At 61.8% G+C, this 15,394-nt stretch carries 17 protein-coding genes; 6 read left to right on the top strand and 11 right to left on the bottom strand.

The features are described from left to right. Positions 1-14: 14 nt before the first annotated feature. A complete protein-coding gene (locus DVS29_RS19550; RefSeq protein ID WP_118182133.1) occupies positions 15-806 on the bottom strand; it encodes a glycosyltransferase family 2 protein in 792 nt (263 codons plus the stop codon). Between the two features lie 151 nt (positions 807-957). Here DVS29_RS19550 and msbA point away from each other — a divergent pair, with 151 nt between their 5' ends. Continuing rightward, entirely contained in the window at positions 958-2,751 is a 1,794-nt protein-coding gene (gene msbA, locus DVS29_RS19545) for a lipid A export permease/ATP-binding protein MsbA (RefSeq protein WP_118182132.1), read from the top strand. A gap of 33 nt (positions 2,752-2,784) precedes the next feature. Next, positions 2,785-3,852: a glycosyltransferase family 4 protein gene (locus tag DVS29_RS19540; protein WP_118182131.1), complete on the top strand. Its 1,068-nt coding sequence runs from the start codon at positions 2,785-2,787 to the stop codon at positions 3,850-3,852. Positions 3,853-3,906: 54 nt separating this feature from the next. Here DVS29_RS19540 and DVS29_RS19535 read toward each other — a convergent pair whose 3' ends face one another. The 3 genes from DVS29_RS19535 to DVS29_RS19530 all read right to left on the bottom strand — a co-directional run bounded on the left by DVS29_RS19535 (position 3,907) and on the right by DVS29_RS19530 (position 5,104). Further along, a complete protein-coding gene (locus tag DVS29_RS19535; RefSeq protein WP_118182130.1) occupies positions 3,907-4,203 on the bottom strand; it encodes a hypothetical protein in 297 nt (98 codons plus the stop codon). Positions 4,204-4,246: 43 nt separating this feature from the next. Beyond that, entirely contained in the window at positions 4,247-4,405 is a 159-nt protein-coding gene (locus DVS29_RS37355; protein ID WP_164707944.1) for a hypothetical protein, read from the bottom strand. Between the two features lie 72 nt (positions 4,406-4,477). After that, the gene (locus DVS29_RS19530; protein WP_118182129.1) at positions 4,478-5,104 is read right to left on the bottom strand and encodes a hypothetical protein; all 627 of its coding nucleotides are present in this window, start codon (positions 5,102-5,104) and stop codon (positions 4,478-4,480) included. Positions 5,105-5,483: 379 nt separating this feature from the next. On the opposite strand from DVS29_RS19530, the gene DVS29_RS19525 reads away from it, so the two are divergent. The 4 genes from DVS29_RS19525 to DVS29_RS19510 all read left to right on the top strand — a co-directional run bounded on the left by DVS29_RS19525 (position 5,484) and on the right by DVS29_RS19510 (position 6,872). Beyond that, positions 5,484-5,816, top strand: a complete 333-nt coding sequence (locus DVS29_RS19525) for a BrnT family toxin (RefSeq protein ID WP_240655690.1) — start codon at positions 5,484-5,486, stop codon at positions 5,814-5,816. Further along, a complete protein-coding gene (locus DVS29_RS19520; RefSeq protein WP_118182128.1) occupies positions 5,776-6,072 on the top strand; it encodes a BrnA antitoxin family protein in 297 nt (98 codons plus the stop codon). The genes DVS29_RS19525 and DVS29_RS19520 overlap by 41 nt, the downstream gene beginning before the upstream one ends. Before the next feature lie 312 nt (positions 6,073-6,384). Then, positions 6,385-6,567, top strand: a complete 183-nt coding sequence (locus DVS29_RS38350; protein ID WP_420816131.1) for a hypothetical protein — start codon at positions 6,385-6,387, stop codon at positions 6,565-6,567. Further along, positions 6,567-6,872, top strand: a complete 306-nt coding sequence (locus DVS29_RS19510) for a helix-turn-helix domain-containing protein (protein WP_118182127.1) — start codon at positions 6,567-6,569, stop codon at positions 6,870-6,872. Before DVS29_RS38350 ends, DVS29_RS19510 begins: the two co-directional genes overlap by 1 nt. 484 nt (positions 6,873-7,356) lie before the next feature. Here the strand turns inward: DVS29_RS19510 and DVS29_RS19500 are convergent, their stop codons facing one another. The 7 genes from DVS29_RS19500 to DVS29_RS19470 form a co-directional block, all read right to left on the bottom strand. Beyond that, entirely contained in the window at positions 7,357-8,040 is a 684-nt protein-coding gene (locus DVS29_RS19500) for a GntR family transcriptional regulator (RefSeq protein ID WP_118182125.1), read from the bottom strand. Between the two features lie 163 nt (positions 8,041-8,203). Further along, entirely contained in the window at positions 8,204-9,814 is a 1,611-nt protein-coding gene (locus DVS29_RS19495) for an aldehyde dehydrogenase (NADP(+)) (protein ID WP_118182124.1), read from the bottom strand. A gap of 272 nt (positions 9,815-10,086) precedes the next feature. After that, a complete protein-coding gene (locus DVS29_RS19490; RefSeq protein WP_118182123.1) occupies positions 10,087-11,031 on the bottom strand; it encodes a dihydrodipicolinate synthase family protein in 945 nt (314 codons plus the stop codon). A 342-nt stretch (positions 11,032-11,373) separates the two neighbouring features. Then, positions 11,374-12,480, bottom strand: a complete 1,107-nt coding sequence (locus tag DVS29_RS19485; RefSeq protein WP_118182122.1) for a mandelate racemase/muconate lactonizing enzyme family protein — start codon at positions 12,478-12,480, stop codon at positions 11,374-11,376. 64 nt (positions 12,481-12,544) lie between these two features. Further along, positions 12,545-13,354 carry an amino acid ABC transporter ATP-binding protein gene (locus DVS29_RS19480; protein ID WP_240655689.1) on the bottom strand — a complete coding sequence of 270 codons (810 nt, stop codon included), beginning with the start codon at positions 13,352-13,354 and terminating at the stop codon, positions 12,545-12,547. Continuing rightward, the gene (locus tag DVS29_RS19475) at positions 13,351-14,115 is read right to left on the bottom strand and encodes an amino acid ABC transporter permease (protein ID WP_118182121.1); all 765 of its coding nucleotides are present in this window, start codon (positions 14,113-14,115) and stop codon (positions 13,351-13,353) included. Before DVS29_RS19475 ends, DVS29_RS19480 begins: the two co-directional genes overlap by 4 nt. A 143-nt stretch (positions 14,116-14,258) precedes the next feature. After that, a complete protein-coding gene (locus tag DVS29_RS19470) occupies positions 14,259-15,263 on the bottom strand; it encodes a substrate-binding periplasmic protein (RefSeq protein ID WP_118182120.1) in 1,005 nt (334 codons plus the stop codon). Positions 15,264-15,394 lie beyond the last annotated feature (131 nt).

The following is a 15,394-nucleotide window of genomic DNA, read 5'->3' as shown; positions in this document are numbered from 1 at the left end:
CCGGCTTCGAATAGCTAGCGTGGCGTGTCGCTGGCCGGAACCGCCGTATCGGCACGCGCCGTTTCCATGTGGGCCAGCTTCAGGAAACGGTAGTACACCGTCTCCGCGTTGAACACGGCGATCATGAAGCCCGCGCGTCCGTCGAGAAAACCCCGCCGCAGCAGGTACGTGCGCACGAACGCCCAGGCGCCGCGCGCCAGCGCCTTGCCGAAGCTGCCGTGCCCGCCGGCCGCATGCCGCTGCCGCGCGCCCGCGGTCGAATACGCGTCGAGCTTGCGCAATACGGTTTCGAAGTCTTCGTACGAGTAGTGCAGCAGCTTGCCGGCGAGCCGTTGAACCGGTCCTTCGAACACCAGCCGCTCGTGCACCAGATCGTCGGAGAAACGCGCGGCGCCGCGCCGGAAGAGGCGCGGAATCCAGTCCGGGTACCAGCCGCTGTGACGCACCTGGTGGCCGCAGAAATACGACAGACGATCGAGTGCATAGACGTCGGCGGCCGGCGCAGCAAGTGTTGCGCGGATGGCCGAGGCCAGTTCCGCCGAAACGATTTCGTCGGCGTCGATCGAGAGAATCCAGTCGGTACCCAGCGCGTCGAGCGCGCGGTTTTTCTGCGGGCCGAAGCCTGGCCAGTCCGGATGCGACAGCACACGGGCGCCATGCGCCCGCGCGATCTCCACTGTGTGGTCCGTGCTGCCGCTGTCGACCACGACGATCGCGTCGGCAAATGCCACGGCGGCAAGACATTCGTCGAGGCGCGACGCGGCGTTTCGGGTGATGACGGCGACGCCGAGCGTGGTCTGGTTCATGAGTGTAGAAGGGCGGGTAAGCGAAACGCGTCGCGCAAGTATACCTGGCCCCCGATGCCGATCGATACTCACCCCGGCCGCCCGTCTACAATAGCGGTTTTCGTCCGCCGGCCGTTGCGGCGGCAGCCTGTCAGCAATTCCAGAGGACTTCTTGAGCGCGAAGCCAACCTTAAGCAAAACCATGGGCGAAGGAGACGCGTCGTCGCCGCGCGTCGTGATGAAGCGCCTGTGGCCGTATCTTCAGCCGCTGCTGTGGGTGATGATCGGCGGCATCGCGGCGATGGGCGTCGTTGCCGCGACTGAAGCGGGCATCCCGATGCTGCTCAAGCCGCTGCTCGACCACGGCTTCGGCACGAAGGGCAGCCAGGCGTCGCGCTGGATCGTGCCGGTCGCGGTGGTCGGGCTCGCGCTCGTGCGCGCGGTCTCGCAGTACACGTCGGGCTATCTGCTGCAGTACGTGTCGAACCGGATCCTGCTCGATCTGCGGATCAGGATGTTCGACCGCATGATCCACACGGGCGTCGCGTTCTTCCAGCGCGAAACCGCGAGCACGATCATCAACGCGATCGTGTTCGAGGTCAATCAGATCCTGAACGTGCTGATCAGCGTGCTGGTCACGCTCGTGCGCGATTCGCTGACGGTCGTGTTTCTGCTTGGCTACCTGTTCTTTCTGAACTGGCGTCTCACGCTGATCGTCGCGGTGCTGCTGCCCGCGATCGGCTGGCTGGTCGGCAAGATCAACCGGCGTCTGCGGCGTCTGAACCGCGAGTACCAGCTGCTCACCAACGAACTGTCGTACATCGTCGAAGAGACGGTGGGCGGCTACAAGGTCGTCAAGGTGCACAACGGCGAGTCGTACGAGATCAACCGCTTCAACAACCTGAGCCGGCGTCTGCGCGGCTACTCGATGCGGATGACGGTGTCGGGCGGGCTCGCGCAGCCGCTCACGCAGTTCCTCGCATCGATCGCGCTCGCGGCCGTGCTGACCATCGCGGTCGTGCAGTCCGCGCATGACCAGACCACGGTGGGCGGCTTCGTCGCGTTCGTCACGTCGATGCTGCTGATCATCTCGCCGCTCAAGCATCTGATGGACGTGAACCAGCCGATCCAGCGCGGCATGACCGCGGCCGAACTGATTTTCGGGCTGATCGACGAGCCGCCCGAGCCGCCGGGCGGCGGCCGCAAGCTCGAACGCGCCACCGGCGATCTCGAATTCCGCGACGTGTCATTCGCGTATGGCCCGACCGACGACGCGCGTCGCCAGACGCTCGACCACGTGTCGTTCAAGGTCGCGCGCGGCGAGATGGTGGCGCTCGCGGGCCCGTCGGGCAGCGGCAAGACCACGCTCGTGAACCTGCTGCCGCGCTTCTTCGACCCGTCGGGCGGCGACATTCTGATCGATGGCGTGCCGATCCGCGAGTTCGATCTGCACGATCTGCGCGGGCAGATCGCGATGGTGAGCCAGGACGTCGTGCTGTTCAACGACACGATCGCGAACAACGTCGCGTACGGCATGACGCCTGAACGCAGCCGGGTCGAGTCGGCGCTCAGGGCGGCCAACCTGTGGGATACGGTGCTCGCGATGCCCGAAGGCATCGATACCCTCGTCGGCGACAACGGCATGCGGCTGTCGGGCGGGCAGCGGCAGCGTCTCGCGATCGCGCGCGCAATCTACAAGGATGCGCCGATCCTGATTCTCGACGAAGCCACGTCCGCGCTCGATTCGGAATCCGAGCGCCACGTGCAGGCCGCGCTCGAAACGCTGATGGAAGGGCGCACCACGCTCGTGATCGCGCACCGGCTGTCGACGATCGAACGCGCGGATCGCATCCTCGTGCTCGAAGCGGGACGCATCGTCGAGCGCGGCAGCCATCGCGAGCTGCTGCAGCACGGTGGCCTCTACGCGCATCTGCACCGGATCCAGTTCCAGCAAAACGCGGCCTGAGCGTTGCCGGGCACACCAGCGTCCACGACGACAATGAAAATCGGACTGTCCTGCAACGCGCTGAAGTACAGCGGCGGCCTTGAGCGCTACGCGATGGATCTGGTGCGCGGCCTCGTCGCGCGCGGCCATCGGCCGGCGGTGTTCGCGCGGCGCTTCGACCCGTCGCTGCCTGAAAGCCGGATGGTGGACGCGCACAGGATCAACGTGTCGTTTCTGCCGGGCAAGCTGCGCGACATGTGGTTCTCGTGGCGGCTTGCCGCGGCGCGGCGTGCGCAGCGGGTCGACGTGCTGATCGGCTGCAATCGCGTGGTCGGTTCGGAAATCGCGATTTGCGGCGGCACGCATCGCGGCTTTCTGCGCGCGATGGGCAGAAAACCGAAGCAGTCCGATCTCCGGCAGATCGAGCTCGAAGCGCGGCAGTACGAAACGTCGCGCGTGGTCGTCGCGCATTCGCAGCTGATGCATGACGAGCTGCGCGAGCTGTACGACGTGCCCGAGGACAAGATCCGCGTGCTGTATCCGCCCGTCGACGGCACGCGTTTCGCGCCGGCCGATGCGGCGGCGCGCGTCGCGCTGCGCGAGCGCTTCGGCTTCGGTGAGAACGAGATCGTGCTGCTGTTTCCATCGAGCAGCCATGAGCGCAAGGGTCTGCCGCTGATCGAAGCGGCGCTTGCCACGATCGATCTGCCGGTCGTCGTCGCGGTGGCGGGCCGCGCGCCGGATCGCACGTCGCAACGGGTGCGATACGTCGGCTACGTGAAGGACATCGAAGACTGCTACCGCGCGGCGGACTTTACGATTCTCGCGTCGCTGTACGAGCCGTTCGGACTGGTGGGCATCGAATCGGTGATGTGCGGCACGCCAGTGATCTTCGCGTCGAACATCGGCTGCTGTGACGCGATCGATCCTTCGATGCGCCACACGTTCGCACCGGGCGACGCGGCCGGATTGCGCGCCGCGGTGGAGCGGGCCATCGCCGCGAGCAGTGAGCGTTCATCGGACTCGAATGCTGCGCACCACCCGAACCCGGTGCGCTACGACGCCGGCATCGACGGCCACGTCGACGCGCTGCTCGCACTCGCGTCGCAGATCGCGCGCTGATACCGGGCGTCAGTCAGGCACGCGGTACGACATACGAGGCGGGCGATCGCCGGCTCAGACGCCGCTCGTCACGAGCGACAACACCGACAGGTCCGGATGCGTGCCGTCGACGATGCTGCGTCCTACGTGCAGCGCCTCGTCCCGCGCATCGTCGCCACTGCGAAACGATTCTTCGCCGTCCGCGTGAAACGGCACCGAATGGCCCGGCATGCTCGCCGCCGCACCCGGATGGCAGACGTAGCCGACGTAGGTGAAGCGTGCCGGATGCTCCGGATCGCGCGGGCGCGTCGATACGTGAATCTCGAATCCTTCGTAATCCACCTGCTGCCACACATCCTGTGGGTCGGACATGATCGTTCCTCCGTTCGCGCCGCAAGCCGTTCGTGTGTTGCGCTCAGTGACGGTGACGCATCCGGTGCCAGATCCGGTGCCCGTCGAGGCGGCTCGTAAGCCGCTCGCGCAGATGCTCGCGATGCGTTCTCGACGCGAGCAGCACCGTCGCAAGGACGATTGCTATCAACGCGACGACGACGCTGACCATCGATTCAGCCATGGCAGCCTCCATCCGTGTTCGCCTGGATATCGAAAGTCTAGGTGATCCAGAGCGAACGGGCTGGCGCTGCCTTCAGGCGTTGCCGCGGTTGCCGTGAGGAGGCTGCGGCGCGATCGAGATGACGGGGGTGGCTTCGGTATCGGCGGAAAGGCCGTTCGGCTGGGCGACGCTGTTCGCAGCGACGCCATTCGCGTCGGGCCGGCCCATGCTCATGCCGCTGACGCCGTTCACGCCATTCGCGGCGATCCCGTTCGTCGCGGCGCTATCGCCATTGCGGCCCTGCTGCGCCGCCTGCGGCCTGAAGCTGACGGCGACGTTGCCGTAGATGTTGCGACCGAAGCGCGACGGCAGGCTCGCGAGCAACTCCGCGTTGCTGGCGATGATCGGTGCAGCCGGCTTAGGTGCGGCCGGCTCAGGCGGAGCGGGCGGTGTAGCCAGGGCCAACTCCTCGGCCGCCTTTCTGGGCACCCACGGGTTCACGACCGCGGCGTCGATGGTCAGATCGTTGGCTTCCGGCGACCGGGTGACGCCGATGCTCATGATCGACAGCGCGACCGACGGGTTCGGCGACTCGACGCCATGGCTCGCCGCGATGTTGAAGTTGATGTTCAGGCACCAGAAACCCTCGTGGATGTTCTTGTGCACGATGATCGCTTTGACCAGGTCCTTGTGCGACAGCATGTACTCGTTGATCGCCATACGCCTCTCCGCTCCGGTCAGGGTTCGAGCTGGCGATTTCCTGCGCCCGTGAATGCGCGGCTGGGCGGGAAATGCGGTTGTCCTGCGTTCCGGTGCATGCGGACGGCCGCCTGCTGGGGCCGTTCGTCCGCTTCACCGGTGCCTGCGAAGCATTGCGCTTCGCGTGGCGAGACATGGTAGAGCAGGCCGCGTCTGTCTATGCAAAGCATATGCGCTGTCGCGTGGCGCGGCGCACATTTGTTGGCCGATTGGCCAGGGCGACACCGCTTTCCCTCGCACTTACGATGGTCTTCGCTTCGGGCGATCGCTGCCCCCGGGTTTTTCGAAAGCCACGGCGCAGATTCTGAGTTTTCCGATTATCCGTAGGGACGAAAATATCTTGCCAAAAGTCTTTGCTGTCACTACATTTAATCATCCGTTGTTCATCTCGTTCGATCTGGAGGAGAGCGAGGCAAACCGGCGGAAGCATGGCGTATCGCTGATGCTCGCCCGCATGATCGACTGGTCGTGCATATGGAGTGCACCGGATACGAGGAAAGACTATGGCGCACTGCGCGAGATCGGTTTTGCGTCGATCGGCAGGCGGCTCTTCTGCGTGGTGTTCACGCAGTGCCCCCGGCAATTTCGGATCGTCAGCCTGCGTAGGGCCAGCAACAAGGAAACGGCTTGCTATGAACGAACCATCCAGACTCATCCGCAATACGCCCGATGAAGAAGCGGCTGTCCAGCGCGGCATCGCGGAAGATCCCGACACCTTCGAGGTGCCGGCCGAAGCCTTCACCGAAATGAAGCGCACCGGGGTACGCGGCCGGCCGAAGCTCGACCGACCGAAGGTGCTGCTGACGGTACGCTACGACGCGGACATCATCGACGCGTTCAAGGCCACGGGCGACGGCTGGCAGACCCGCATGAACAACGCGCTGCGCGAATGGCTGCGCGCACGGGATGCGACGGGGAATACGGCGTGATCGCGCCCGTCGCTCGCATCAGCACGATATCGTACCGTCCCTATATTCCAAGAGGATTCCTTTATGGGTAAGCCCTTGACGGGTGATTTTCGCCAAAAATCTTCCGTCTAGCTATACATTTGACTACCCGTTGGAGTGGCGGTAGAAGGCTCCCAGGCACGGGACTGATGTGATACGGGAATCCCGTATAATATGTGCATGCGGACCGTGATCGAAACCCCGACCTTCCCGAAGCAAGCCGAGCGAATTTGGTCTGACGCCGAACGTCTCGACTTTATTGCATAGATTGCCGCGAATCCGGATGCAGGGGACGTGATCCCCGGTGCTGATGGCGCTCGTAAAGTCCGTTGGAAGCGTGCAGGTACGGGGAAGTCCGGTGGCGCGCGCGTAACCTACTTCAATCTGACCGATGAGGAAATCGTGTTGCTCGTAGCGGTCTATGCCAAGGCCGAGCGCGAGAACATGCTTCCCAAGGACATCCGAAAGGTGCTGTGATGGACATCGAGAAAATCGCCAAGGCTATCGAGGCCGATGCCGGTGAATCGCTGCCGGATTTGCGCCAGGCGCTTCAGGAAGCCAAGGTGCGCGTTGGCCGTGTGACCACACCCGAGCAGATGCTCGTACGCCAGGCACGCACGGCTGCTGGCATGACTCAGCCTGCGTTTGCTGAGCGGATTGACACGCCTGTTGCGACATTGCGTGACTGGGAGCAGGGCCGCTTTGCTCCCTCGGGTGCTGTGCTGTGTCTGCTGCGCTTGATTACCCGGCATCCTGAGTTGACCGGTGAGCTGGCAGCGTAGCAAATGGAATTTCTGCACGCAGTCGATCTCTCCAATCCTCATGTGTGCCACAACCTGTCATTGTCAGGCGTTCTATTTGCAAACATCTGTTTGAATTTGCAGGGCTTTGGCACTGTAGGGAGAACACATGAGCAAACAGAGAATCCCTCGTCACGTCGCTCCAGGGTTTAGAAGAACAACGGACTGGACAGGATTCGAAGCAATCATCGAATCCCGGGAACCGCCGAGCCCTAGGGCAAGGGCATCGAATTTTTCTGGGTGTTGTTAAGCAGGGTGGCGAGCGAGCCTTGGGTTTCGGTCGCACGCTTGGCGATGGAGCATGGGCTGAACACGAACCTGGTGTTCAAATGGCGCCGCGCGCTGGCGAATATGATCCGGTGGGTCTTCCGCCCGCAAAGATTGATGCACCAGCGGCCGAGGTTGCACCGCCGGCATCGATTCCAGCGCCGGCTGCTTTAAACGTGCATCCGCGTGAAACTTCAGCTTAGAGCCGCCTGCGCGACAGGATAAAAGCTTCGAGCTCTTCGCACGCGTGATCGATGTGGCGCTTGAGAAGCGCGGCGGCAGCACGTATATCGCCAGTTCGGCAAAGGCGCACCAGCTCGCCGTGTTCTTCCTCGGCACGTGCACAACTCTCCGCGCTTAACGAAAGCTGCAATCGCGTGTAGCGGTCGGTTTGCTGAAGCAGGCTCGTGACAATGGCCAGCGTCCGAGGCTGCTCCGCACGCGACATCAGCAGAGCGTGTAACCGCGTGTTCAGTTCGCCCCAACGGGCAAGGTGCTGCGCGTGCAGTTCTTCCTTGTATACAGCGAGGATGGCGTCGAGTTCGGCAAAATCGGCCTGCGTGAGTCGTGGGGCGGACTTCCTTAGAAGCATTGGTTCGAGCAGCCCACGCAGCATGAACAGCTCGCTGATTTCAGCAATGGACAACTCCGATACGACAGCGCCCTTGTGAGGCACGATCCGGACGAGTCCTTCTCCTTCGAGTTGTACGAGCGCCTCACGCACCGGGATGCGACTGACACCGAACTCTGCGGCGAGCGCGTCCTGTCGAAGCTGATACCCCTCGGGAAACTCGCCCGAGATGATCTTGCGACGCAGCGCATCGGCTGCCTGTTCTGCGACGGTCGTGGCCTGTAGCCGCGAGCTGGTGACGGTGGAGTTCATGGCGGGTGCGCTTTCATTCGAGCTTGCTGAGGCGAGTGTATACATTATAACTATATCTGACTCGCTTCCAACGCGCTGCGGCGATCGAACACGGAATCGGGCGTGGCGCGGACAGCTTGCCCGCTAGGCCGGCGCTCGCGCGGATCTCCGCCCGAGTGGGCGTTCAAAGGCCCGGGTTCTCCCTCGCAACGGCAATTCCCAATTGCAGTTTCCCGTCGATGCGGCGCGTCAAACCGAATGGATTCGCACTTTTCAGCGCGTCAGGCAGAAGCGCTTCGGGCAGATCCTGATAGCTCACCGGTCGCAGGAAGCGCTCGATCGCGAGACTGCCAACAGACGTAGACCGGCCGTCGGCCGTCGATGGAAACGGACCACCGTGCACCATCGCGTGCCCGACCTCGACACCGGTGCCAAAACCGTTGACCAGGATGCGGCCGACGCGGCGCTCCAACGCGGGTAGAAATCGCCTCGCCTCGTCGTGATCGGAGTCATCGAGGTGCAGGGCGGCAGTCAACTGACCCTCCAGCGTTTCGATGAGATCGAGCACGGATGTCAGATCCGGACAACGCACGACGAGCGACGACGCGCCAAAGATCTCTTCCTGGAGGTCGGGGTGGTTACGGAACGCTTCGGCAGTTGTCACGAACAACGCCGCTCTCGCTTGACCTGGGGTCTCCGGTTCGACACCCCGCGCGACGGTTTTCACTTCCGGGTGTGATACGGTTCTTTCGATCGAGTCTTTGTAGACCTTATGGATACCTGGAGTTAGCATGGTCTGCGCCGGCGTCTCTCCAAGCGCGACCGACGCAGCCGCAATGAACCGGTCCAGATCGGGGCCGTCTACGCCAAGTACGAGGCCTGGATTGGTGCAGAATTGCCCTGCACCGAGTGCGAGCGATTGGACGAACATGCTTGCCACGCCTTCCGCACGATTTTTGAGCGCGCCCGGGAATAGCAACACCGGGTTAATGCTGCTCATTTCTGCGTAGACGGGAATCGGCTCCGGGCGGGCCGCTGCGAGTTTCATTAGCGCCGTTCCGCCACCGCGGGAGCCGGTAAATCCAGCCGCCTTGATGCGATGATCCTTGACGAGTCCCTGGCCGATCTCGCGCCCGCTGTCGAACAAGAGCGAGAACGTGCCTTCAGGCAAGCCACAATCCTGCACCGCCCGCTGCACCGCGCGACCGACGAGTTCCGAGGTGCCTGGGTGTGCAGAATGTACCTTGACGATCACCGGGCATCCGGCAGCAAGCGCAGAGGCCGTATCGCCGCCCGCGACGGAAAACGCCAGCGGGAAATTGCTCGCACCGAAGACAGCGACAGGACCGACGCCGATATGGCGTAGTCGCAGATCCGCGCGAGGCAGCGGCTTGCGCTCGGGTTGCGCTGGGTCGATGCGAGCGCCGATGTAATCGCCATTGCGCACGACATCTGCGAACATGCGCAATTGACCGATGGTACGGCCACGCTCACCTAGCAGGCGGCCTTGCGGCAGGCCGGTTTCGATCATGCAGCGCTCAATCAGAGGGTCGCCGATGTCGAGTATGTAGTTCGCGATCGTTTCCAGAAACTGGGCGCGCTTTTCTGGCGAAGTTTCGCGATAGAAATCGAATGCGCTCCACGCGAGCGAGCATGCGCGGTCGAGATCAGCCAGAGTCGCACCACCAAAACCGGGTTCGACTACGGCTCCAGTCGACGCATTGATTGCGCGGATTACGCCGTTTGATCCGTCCACCGCCTGCCCGCCGATGAGCAGTTTTCCTGTAGGTAGCATGGTGTCTCGTCCTTTGGTTGGTTCGTCTCGCGCATGCGACCACGCATGGGATTGCGTTGCTAGACGCATCCGCATTTCGATATGGTTGGCGGAAGACGCGCCGACCAGCTATCTGACCGGCGATTCTGATCGCTGTCGAGCGAGCGGCCTCACGCCTGGTCGGGCTTGAGCAGGATCAAGGCGGGCGAGTGGCATTGACATAAGGTACGACGGTCTGCTGCGCGGCAGACCGTCGCCCTGGATGCAGCATCTCGCCGTCTGGCATTCAGGCGTTACGCATTGCTTTCCTTGCTCCAGCCTGCGTACCACGCGCGGAACAGCGCGTACTGCTCTTCGGCATAGCGACGCTGCGAATCGCTGAGGACGTCGGTCTCATTGAAGTGGAGCGTGTATTCCTTGTCGCCGTTCAGCACCATCAGATACTTGTAGTACAGCACGAGGTCCGTGCCTTCGTCGAACGAGGAAAGCACGCTGAGTGCGGCCTCGAGTTCCTTCGCCTGACGTCGCGCGACGACATCGCCTTTGCGCGCCTTGTTGCACAGGGCAACAAGATGCAGTACCTCACGCGGCAGCGCATTGCCGATTCCGGTGATGGCGCCAGTCGCACCGCAGTTCACGAAGCCGTGCAAGACGTGCGTATCAACGCCGGCCATCAGCGTGACGTTCTCATCCTGGGACGTGATGTGCTCGGCCGCGTATCGCATGTCGGCTGCGCCTCCGAACTCCTTGAAACCAATGAGGTTCGGGTACTTGGCCCGCAGTTCGAAGAACAGATCGGCGCGCGTGGCGAAGCCATAGTACGGGCTGTTGTAAATGACGGCCGGCAATGCGGGAGCGGCCTCGAGAATTGCCGCGAAGTGAGCCTTCTGTGCAGCCGGCGACGAACCGCGCGACAGCACGCGCGGGATGACCATCAGCCCGTGAGCGCCAACTTTGGCGGCATGAGCAGCGTGAGAAACGGCCTCCTTCGAATTGACAGCGCCAGTGCCGACGATCGTGGGCACGCCCGCAGCAACCAGACGGGCAACACCTTCCTGACGTTGAGCTTCGGTCAGCAGGGGCCAGTCGCCCATCGAACCACAATAGACGACCGCGTTCATGCCAAGGCCGATCAGTTCACGCCCCTTTGCGACCAACGCGTCGTAGTCGGGCGTGCGATCAACCGTACATGGCGTCATGAGGGCTGGGATGGTACCGGTAAAGATGTTGTCGCTCATTGCATTTCCTTCAACTGTAATTGCGCGGCCTCAGGTTGCTGCGGCACGGGGCGGATAGGGAACTCGATCCGGCTGCTGAAAATTTCGACGGCGGCAAATCTGGTCTGCTTCCCGCCATGTTTTCATGCTAACTCATATGGATATTTTATACAATATGGACGACTCGAGCACAATGATGTGCCGACGAAAGTGAACTGCGATCCACGTTGACAGAAGCGCCGATCCGCATCGATGCGCGCACTTTCATGCAAAGTGCTGAGGCAACCCATGCGCCTGATGGCATCGGCGGTTCATGCTGCGCATGTGGACGGCAGCACCGCCACATGCGCGGGTGGTGCCGCATTAGCCAAACGAGAATAGCGGCTTGCCAAGCGCGGCGGCGTCGATCTCGATACCCAGGCCCGGCGCAGATGGAGCGGCACCGAAGCCGTTGACACTGCGGGGCTGGTAACCGGCAACGTGTTCGTTGGTCCAGTCATTCATGAAAGATACGCTGAGCAACGAACGTTCTTTCGTCGACGCGGCGAGATGCGCCGAGGCGGCCGACACAACGTCGCCGCCCCAGGTATCTTCAATAGTCATTTGCAGGCCGAGTTCCTGGCCGAGGTCACGCATCAACTTTGCTTTCGTCAATCCGCCAACCTTCGACACCTTCAGATTGAACGCTCCGGCGCCGCCCTCTCGCACTGCACGAATGAGGGTGGTCGGGTCATTGACGACTTCGTCGTAGACCATCGGAAGCGTGGTGTGTCTGCGGACCTCGATGCATTCCTCCATGGTCGGGCACGGCTGCTCGAAGTAAAACCGCGGGAGATGCTCCATGGCTCGGGCTGCAATGATCGCGTCGTTGACTCGCCATCCGCAGTTGGCGTCGCCGACAATCAGGTCTTCCGGACCTGTCGAGTCGATGATGTGCTGGGCGCGAATGCCATCGAGCGTCGGATCGCCACCGATTTTCAGCTGGAAGCGATGGATGCCTTCCTCCCGCCGGGCCTGCACATATGCGACCATTTCCTCGGGCGAGCCGAGCGGAACCGCAAAATAGAGCGGGAAGCGTTCTTGCCGCACGCCGCCGAGCATGTCAGCTACGCTGGCGCCCCATGCCTTTCCCGTCAGATCCCAACACGCCACGTCGATCGGGCTTTTCGCATACGCATGCCCCATCAGGACAGCGTCCATCCTGTCATACACCGAGGCCAGATTGGTCGGATCAAGTCCGATCAGGGTGGGCGCGAGAAGCTCCAATGCAGCGCGGGCGCCGCCCGCGTGTTGCGGCAGGTAAGCCGAGCCGAGAGGGCAGACCTCGCCCCAGCCCTCGTGGCCGGAGTCGCTTGTCACGCGCACGAGCGTGGATGGCAGCGAGGTGATATCCCGTCCGCCGGACATCGTATACACGCCGTGGATGTAGGTCAGATCGAAATTGAAAACGTCGATTTTTTGGATTTTCATCCAGCATTTCCTCAACAAGTGCCGAAGCAAAGCGGGGAGCGTCGATTGACGTCCCGCGATTCGGTCAGGTTTCCATGTGGTCCAGCGCCTGAGCGAAAAATGCCCGGGCTCTCGGTGACTTCGCGCGATAGAACATGTCCTCGGACGCACCGCTCTCAATTGCCTTGCCACCTTCCATGAACAGGATGCGGTCGCTGACATTGAGTGCGAATTTCATTTCATGCGTCACGACCACCATCGTCGTTCCTTGCTGCGCGAGTTCCTTCATGACCGAAAGGACTTCGCGGCTGGCTTCGGGGTCCAGTGCCGACGTCGGTTCATCAAACAGCAAGGCTTTGGGTTTCATTGCCAGTGCGCGCGCGATGGCCACCCGTTGCTGCTCACCTCCAGACAATCGAGGAGCAGGAGAGAGCGCACGTTTGAGCAAGCCCACCCGGTCAAGGAGACGCGTGGCGGTTTCAACCGCTTCGTCCCGGGTAGCGATGCCAGCATCAAGCATCGCCAGCGTCACGTTCTCGAGTGCGGTCAGATGAGGAAAGAGATGGAAGCGCTGGAACACCATTCCCAGTTTGCGTCGAACATCACGCAGGTCCCGCTTGTTCAAAGTGAGGGTATCGTTGAAAATCAACTTTCCCTCAATGGCGATGTGACCACGATCGGGTCTGGTAAGAAGATTCAGACAGCGAAGAAACGTGCTTTTCCCTGCTCCGCTCGGTCCGACAATCGTCACCACTTCACTCTGGCGGACGTCGATGCTGACGTCCTCAAGCGCCTTGATGTCCGCAAAGGACAGTGACACGCCATCGGCCTTTATGATGGACGTGGTCTGGCACGCCACGGTTGCGGGATTTTCCACAGCAAGAGTCTCCATCATGCGCGCTCCTCGGCAGCAACCTGGTCCATCCCGGCGCGCGAACCTACTGCAGCCCTGGCGGCACGCAGCAGCCCGAGTCGGCGCAGGGAGAATGGATGACCGTCAGCCAGGCGTCGCTCGATATACAGCAGGCAGGACGAAAGCGGGAAGCACAACGCGAAATAAATTGCACCGATAACAATATAGACTTCCAGCGCCCGGAATGTTGCCGATGTAACGATCTGCCCTTGAGTCATCAAGTCTGCACCACCGATCGTCACCATCAAAGAGGTACTTTTCAGAAGGTCGACGAGCATCGTTCCGGTACCAGGCAGAGCAACGAGAATCGCCTGCGGCGCGAGGATCTTTCGAAAGATGCCGAACGTTGTCATTCCAAGCGCCTGACCTGCCTCTTGTTGTCCTTTGTCTACTGACTTCATCCCGGCGCGGAAAATCTCCGAGAGATACGCACCATAGTGGCCGATGAGTGCGAGGGACCCAGCGGCGAAGGCGCTGAGGTTGATGCCGATCGAGGAGAGCCCGAAATAGATGATGAAGATTTCGGTAATCAGCGGAACGTTTTTCCACACCTCGACAAACGACCGGGTTGCCCGGGCAATCAGCGACTTGTCCTTGCTTCGGAGCAGCGCCAGCATTACACCCAATGCGATGGCGCCGACGAAACCTGCAACCGTATATTCGATTGTGACGCCAATGCCTTGAAGGAGATCGGTCCAGTAGCTATCCCATGGAACCTTGAAGAAACTACCTGGCGTATTCATACACTCGTACCTCGATATTGCTAAAACCTGGAGCCCGCGAATCCTGATCCACGGGCGCGAGCCCGGTCAGGCCAGAAAACTCCGCAGGGGGTGCGATCGCACCGTCCCGCGGTAATACAGCAGTCGTCGCGAGGATCAAGCGTTTACTTCTTTGCGACGGCCGAGTCGCTGCTCGGCGGCGTCCAATCCGCAGGGCGATCGACGCCACGACGCTGCTTTTCGTAGGTTTGCAGCCACTCTGCGCCAGGGCTCAGGAACGGCGTTACATCCGTCACTCCGACTGCCTTGATCTGCGCGGCATTGTTGCCTTGAGCCCACGCTTGATGGATTTCGCCATTCAACTTGTCGACCAGTTGCTGGGCACCTGGGCGGACATACCAACCGATCATTTGCGGACCGAACAGGGCCCATTTCGGATGCGCGGCGACGTCGCCCATCGTCGGCGCGGTCAGCGGCACGACGTTGAAATGCAGATCAGGCCGCACCTTCTTCTGGTAGACCATGACCAGCGGATCCATGAACGCGACATCGATCCGGCCGGCCGCAATGTCGGAGAGAAGTGCGACGGTGTCGGGATAGAGGCGCATCTTCACTCCCTCGACATTGGTGAGGGCGTCGACGTACGACTGTCCATTGATGACACCGACGCTGTGTCCCGACAGATCGCCGACGGTGTGGATGTTCACGCCATCCCGTTCGGCGATCAATTGAGGCAGGTAGTACGCAGGATCACTGAACAGTCCTGTTTTCGCCCGTGCATCGGTCCATGCGACGTCGGACACAGCGAGGTCGGCCCGCCCTGATTGCACGGCTGCCAGCATGCCGTCCCAGTTCGTTACCGTGACGGTGTATTTGAATCCGAGCTGACGCGCTGCCTGGTCGAAGAGCTTGCCATCGATGCCGTCCAGTTGTCCGTTCGAGTTCTTGTGAACGTAAGGGGGCAGGTCGGTGATGACTACCTTCAGGGGCGTGCCGGGATCGACATCGGCAGCGTGTGCGGTACCGATCGCGCCGATCGCGGCGAGACACAAGGTGACACCGGCGGCGAACTTGCTGAAAAACGAACGGATGGTTTCATGTTGACCCATCGTCGCTTGTGGACGCTGCGTGGCGCAGTTGTATGCAACTGCTGGGTAGTGCTTGCTCATTCCCGCTCTCCTTGGGGTGTCGATGCAAATAGAGGTGCATGAAAGTAAGGGGTCGACCGCGGTGTCCGAAGGCGTGCACGCCGCACTTGGGATGGCAGATCTTCGGAACAAGGATGCCTTCGTCGTCGATA

This window comes from Paraburkholderia phosphatilytica, assembly GCF_003443895.1.
GTDB classification, from domain to species: Bacteria; Pseudomonadota; Gammaproteobacteria; order Burkholderiales; family Burkholderiaceae; genus Paraburkholderia; species Paraburkholderia phosphatilytica.
This window is presented reverse-complemented; position numbering and strand designations above follow the sequence as displayed.